Raw genomic sequence first — 4,753 nt, 5'->3', positions numbered from 1 at the left:
CCCGGCGGAATCAGCCGGGCCGCGTGCGCGGCGAACCCGAGCCCGGCCAGCGCCGCCGCCCGCAACCCGCTCAGGCTGCCCGAACTGCACGCGATCCGCCACGGCAGATGCGCCCGGTCCATCGCCTCCAGCGCCCGCTCCCGCGTCACACTCGGCGGCGGGTAGAGCACCAGCGGCACCGGCTGCCCCGCAACCGGCCGCTTCCCCGGCCGCGCGATCCACACCAGCTCCTCCGCCCATGCCACCCGCCCGCGCTGGTCGCCCGCCCGCCGCTTCGCGAAGATCAGGTCGAGTTCGCCGGCGTCGAAACCTGCATAGAGCGTCTGGCTCAGCCCCACCGTCAGTTCGAGATCCACCTCCGGATGCCGCCCGGCGAAATCGGCCAGCACCTCCGGCAAGGCGCTGAACACGAAATCCTCCGACGCGCCGATCCGGATCCGCCCGCGCAGCGCGCTCGCCGCGAAATAGGCGTCGATCCGCGCCTCCGCCTCCAGCAGCCGGCGCGCGAAATCCAGCAGCGCGTCGCCATCCGGCGTGGGCGAGACGCGGTGCGTATCCCGCGCGATCAGCCGCCGCCCCGCCAGCGCCTCCAGCCGCGCCACGTGCTGGCTCACGGTCGACTGCCGCAGGCCGAGATGCCGCGCCGCGCGGGTGAAGCTGCGCGCCTCGACCACCGCGATGAAACTCCGCACCAGCACCGGGTCAAATCGCGGGCGCGCCGGCGCCTGGCCAGCATGATTATCATAAATCATGATTGCCGATATCACGTTCATCACGATTGTCCATGACCGGCATCCTGCTACATCGGCGTCATGTCCATACGCGCCACGCTGTCCCGCCTCGGGATCGACCCCTACCTGTTCTTCCTCCTCGGCACCGTGGCGCTCGCCGCGCTGCTGCCCGCGCGCGGCCTCGCCGCCGTCGTGGTCGGGCACGCGGTTCACTGGGTCGTCGCCCTGCTGTTCTTCGTCTACGGCGCCAAACTCTCCACCGTCGAGGTCCTGCGCGGCCTGCTGCACTGGCGGCTCCAGGGCGCGGTGTTCGCCTGCACCTTCATCCTGTTTCCCGCCCTCGGCCTCGCCGCGGTCACCCTGCTCGGCTCCGCCCTGCCGCCGGCGCTGGCCACCGGCATCATCTTCGTCGCCATCCTGCCCTCCACGGTGCAGTCATCCATCGCCTTCACCTCGATCTCCCGCGGCAACGTGCCCGCCTCGCTGTGCAGCGCGTCGGTCTCGAACCTCGCCGGCATGGTGATCACGCCGCTCCTGGTCATGCTGCTGCTGCACGCGAAGGGCGGGTTCAGCGCCGGCGCGCTGGAAGACATCGCGCTCCAGCTCCTCGCCCCCTTTGCGGCCGGCCAGCTGCTCCGCCCCATCCTTGGCCCCGTCCTGCAACGCCACCGCCTGATCACCACCATCGTCGATCGCGGCTCGATCCTCGTCGTGGTCTACGCCGCCTTCAGCGCCGGCATGGTCGGCGGCATCTGGTCGCGCGTCTCGCCGGAAAGCCTGGTCCTGGTCATGCTGGTCGATGCGGCGCTGCTCGCGCTGGTGCTCACCGTCACCAGCCTCGCCGGCGCCCTCGGCTTCTCGCGCGAGGACCGGATCACCCTCATCTTCTGCGGTTCCAAGAAATCGCTGGCGAGCGGCATCCCGATGGCGAACATCCTCTTCCCGGCGCAGACCGTCGGGCTGATCGTGCTGCCGCTGATGCTGTTCCACCAGTTCCAGCTCTTCGTCTGCACGCTGATCGCCCAGCGCTTCGCCCGCCAGCCGGCGGCGGCTCCCGCCATCGCCGCCGCCGAACGCCGCCTCGCGGCCTGACACGGGGTCCGCCTACCGCCCCGGCTTGAGCAGCCGCGCGAGCTCGCCCGGCAGAAGCCCCGCGAGCCCGAGTTCGGCGCAGCTCTCCCGCCAGCGCGCGAGATAGGTGCCGAGCGGCAGGTGGCTCCGCTCCGGCCAGCGGTTCAGCGCGCCGATATCGGCCACCGCCGTCTCGTCCGCCTCCAGCAGTTCCAGCACCGCGGGCACGGCGGGCCGGGCGGCGATCACGGTCCCATGCGTCGCGAGGAAGCCCGCCTGCGCCGCATACCAGCCGCCGAGCCCGGCATCGGCGCCCTGCGCCCGCGCCTCCGCCAGATCCTGTTCGAGCAGGTTCCGCCGATACGCGCGGATCGGCGCGGCATAGGCATTGTTGTGCGGAAACGGCGGCGCCACCGCCCAGTCCTCCGCCAGCCGCCCGAGGCCGCGCAGCGAGAACGCCTCCACCACCGCCTCCTCCAGCCACTGGCACGGGTTGCGCGGCGCATCGCCCCACATCCAGCTATTGGCCATCACATGGCCGAGCTCATGGCCGAACTGGTAGGAGAGATTGATCCAGTCCCGCGCGCCGACATCGACGGCGACGATCGCGGTACCCGGCGCATCGGTATGCAGCCAGACATGCGGCGGGCCCGAGGCAACGTCCTGCACCCGCAGCGCCGCCGGCTGCCGGTCGGAGACAAGCCTGATCCCGTCGAGGCACGCGGCGCGCATCCGCCCGAGCACCGCGAGCACATCGCCGGGCGCCGAGCCGCGCCACGATCCCGCGAGCGAGAGCGGCGCGGTGAGAAGGCTCGCCCCGGTCGGCGTCGCGGCGTCTGCCGTCATGCTCGCTCCCATCATCAACGGTGCCGAGGCCGCGAGCCACAGCACCCTTCTGCGCGCCAGGCGGCAGATAGCGCGATGCGGCACGGGCGTTCGCTCCCCATCCGCGGGCAGGGCAGTGGCGTCGGCATCGGTCATGCAAGAGAAACTAACACCAGCGACGGCCCGGCGAAAGCGGAATCGTTTCGCCGCCGCCACGCCGCGCACCCACCGCGCGCCATCGATCGAAAAAGCCCAATGCCGATATCGATCTTTTCTATCGCTCACGGAAACTTGCTGTCACATAAACTTGCTCTGAACCCCCTGTGAGATTCCGGAAACAGGGTGGTCACTCCAGTCCGCTGCCCTTATTTCAACGGCGATCATGACGGAGGATCGCATTGTCGTTGTGTGATGAGGCGCGTCTGAAGGAACGGCGGTTCCGCCCGTGGCGCCGTCTGGCGCCGCTAACGCCATTGCTGCTCACCGGCTGTTCCGGCGGGCCGTTCCGCGTGTTCGACCCGAAGGGGCCGGTCGCCCGCGCGTCGCTGAATTTCACCATCATCGACGTTGTCGTGATGGCCTTCATCATCGTGCCGACGGCGTGCTTCATCCTCTGGTGCATCTGGCGCTACCGCCGCTCCCGCGCCGCCGCCTACAGCCCCGGCTTCAGCCACTCCCTGAAACTCGAAGCCGTCATGTGGGGAATCCCGATCGTCGTCGTCGCCGGCCTCGCCTATGCCTCCTACAACGGCACCTTCGCGGTCGATCCCTACGGCCCGCATGTCCTGCGCATGCCGGCGAGGGCAGGGCGCTCGCACCCGCTGAAGATCGACGTCGTCGCAACCGACTGGCAGTGGCTCTTCATCTATCCGAAGCAGCATGTCGCCAGCGTCGACCGGCTCGTCGTGCCCGCCGGCCGCAATGTCGAGTTCCGCCTGACCTCGACCAGCGTCGTCAACGACTTCTTCATCCCCCAGCTCACCGACATGATCGACGTGATGCCCGGCATGCGCACGAAGGATGCGATGCGCGCCAACGGCCAGGGGCGCTACGAGGGCTTCGCCGCCAATTTCAGCGGCGCCGGCTTCTCCTGGATGCGCTTTGCCACCGATGTCGTCGGCAAGCGGGGATTTGCGAAATTCGTGCGCCACGCGGCAGCCGCCCCGGCCGCGCTGACCTACGCCACCTTCGAGCGTTTCGCGCGGCCGACGATCAATCTCGACCAGCGGCCGCGCTATTTCAGCGCCCCGGCGCCGCACCTGTTCCGCCGCATCGTCGAGGCGTCGCGCAACGGCAAGACCTACCCGGTTCCGCCCCGCCTCACCGAAGCGATGGCGCGGGACCTGCGCGCCGGGGCCAGCTATTTCTCTCATCCGGCCGCGTCGCGCGGAACATCCGGCTGACGCCGGCAGCGGAAAGGAAGACTGCGTGCTCGTTCATCTTCAAGGTCCATGGTCGCCGCTGCTCGGGCGCCTGACTCTGAGTGCCATCCCCTACACGAGCCCGATCGTCGACGGCGCCTTCGTCTTCGCCGCCGGCGCGGCCGTCATCGTCATCGCCGCCATCACCCTCTCCGGCCGCTGGGGCTATCTCTTCCGCGAATGGCTGACGACGCTCGATCACAAGAAGATCGGCGTGATGTATGTCATCGTCGGCCTCGTGATGATGTTCCGCGGCTTCATCGACGGGCTGATGATCCGCACCCAGCAGATGATGGCGGACGGTCCGCATTCGCCCGGCCACCTGCAGGCCCTGCACGGCTACCTCCCGCCCTTCCATTTCGACCAGATCTACAGCTCGCACGGCGTGATCATGATCCTGCTCGCCGTCACCCCGCTGCTCACCGGCCTGTCCAACATCATCGTCCCGCTGCAGATCGGCGCGCGCGACATGGCGTTTCCCTACCTCAACGCCGTCGGCCTCTGGCTCACCGCCGTCGCCGCGGCGCTGGTGATGCTCTCGCTCTTCGTCGGCGACTTCTCGCATGACGGCTGGATCGGCCTGATCCCGCTCACCGAACTGCCCTACAGTCCCGGCGTCGGCGTCGATTACTGGATGTGGGCGATCCAGATCGGCAGCGTCGGCACCACGCTCAACGCGATCAACATGATCGCGACGATCGTGAA

The 4,753-nt window shown here is 69.1% G+C and carries 5 protein-coding genes; 3 read left to right on the top strand and 2 right to left on the bottom strand.

The features are described from left to right. Nucleotides 1-752, bottom strand: a 752-nt coding sequence (locus APM_RS14955) for a LysR family transcriptional regulator (RefSeq protein ID WP_039888928.1), incomplete at its 3' end; no start/stop codon positions are given. A gap of 60 nt (nt 753-812) precedes the next feature. Here APM_RS14955 and APM_RS14950 point away from each other — a divergent pair. After that, nucleotides 813-1,823 (top strand): bile acid:sodium symporter family protein, encoded by a 1,011-nt coding sequence (locus APM_RS14950; RefSeq protein ID WP_007424215.1) that lies wholly within the window; start codon nt 813-815, stop codon nt 1,821-1,823. A gap of 12 nt (nt 1,824-1,835) precedes the next feature. On the opposite strand, the gene APM_RS14945 is transcribed toward APM_RS14950, so the two are convergent. Beyond that, a complete protein-coding gene (locus APM_RS14945; protein ID WP_138919218.1) occupies nt 1,836-2,648 on the bottom strand; it encodes a hypothetical protein in 813 nt (270 codons plus the stop codon). Nucleotides 2,649-3,025: 377 nt separating this feature from the next. Here APM_RS14945 and APM_RS14940 point away from each other — a divergent pair, with 377 nt between their 5' ends. Both APM_RS14940 and APM_RS14935 read left to right on the top strand, forming a co-directional pair. Beyond that, nucleotides 3,026-4,030 carry a cytochrome c oxidase subunit II gene (locus APM_RS14940; protein ID WP_013639625.1) on the top strand — a complete coding sequence of 335 codons (1,005 nt, stop codon included), beginning with the start codon at nt 3,026-3,028 and terminating at the stop codon, nt 4,028-4,030. Nucleotides 4,031-4,055: 25 nt separating this feature from the next. Next, the coding region (locus tag APM_RS14935; protein ID WP_007424212.1) for a cbb3-type cytochrome c oxidase subunit I at nt 4,056-4,753 on the top strand (698 nt) is incomplete at its 3' end.

Source organism: Acidiphilium sp. PM (assembly GCF_000219295.1).
Classification (GTDB): domain Bacteria; phylum Pseudomonadota; class Alphaproteobacteria; order Acetobacterales; family Acetobacteraceae; genus Acidiphilium; species Acidiphilium multivorum.
Note: the sequence above shows the minus strand (reverse complement) of the source record. Positions and strands in the feature narration are given on the sequence as shown.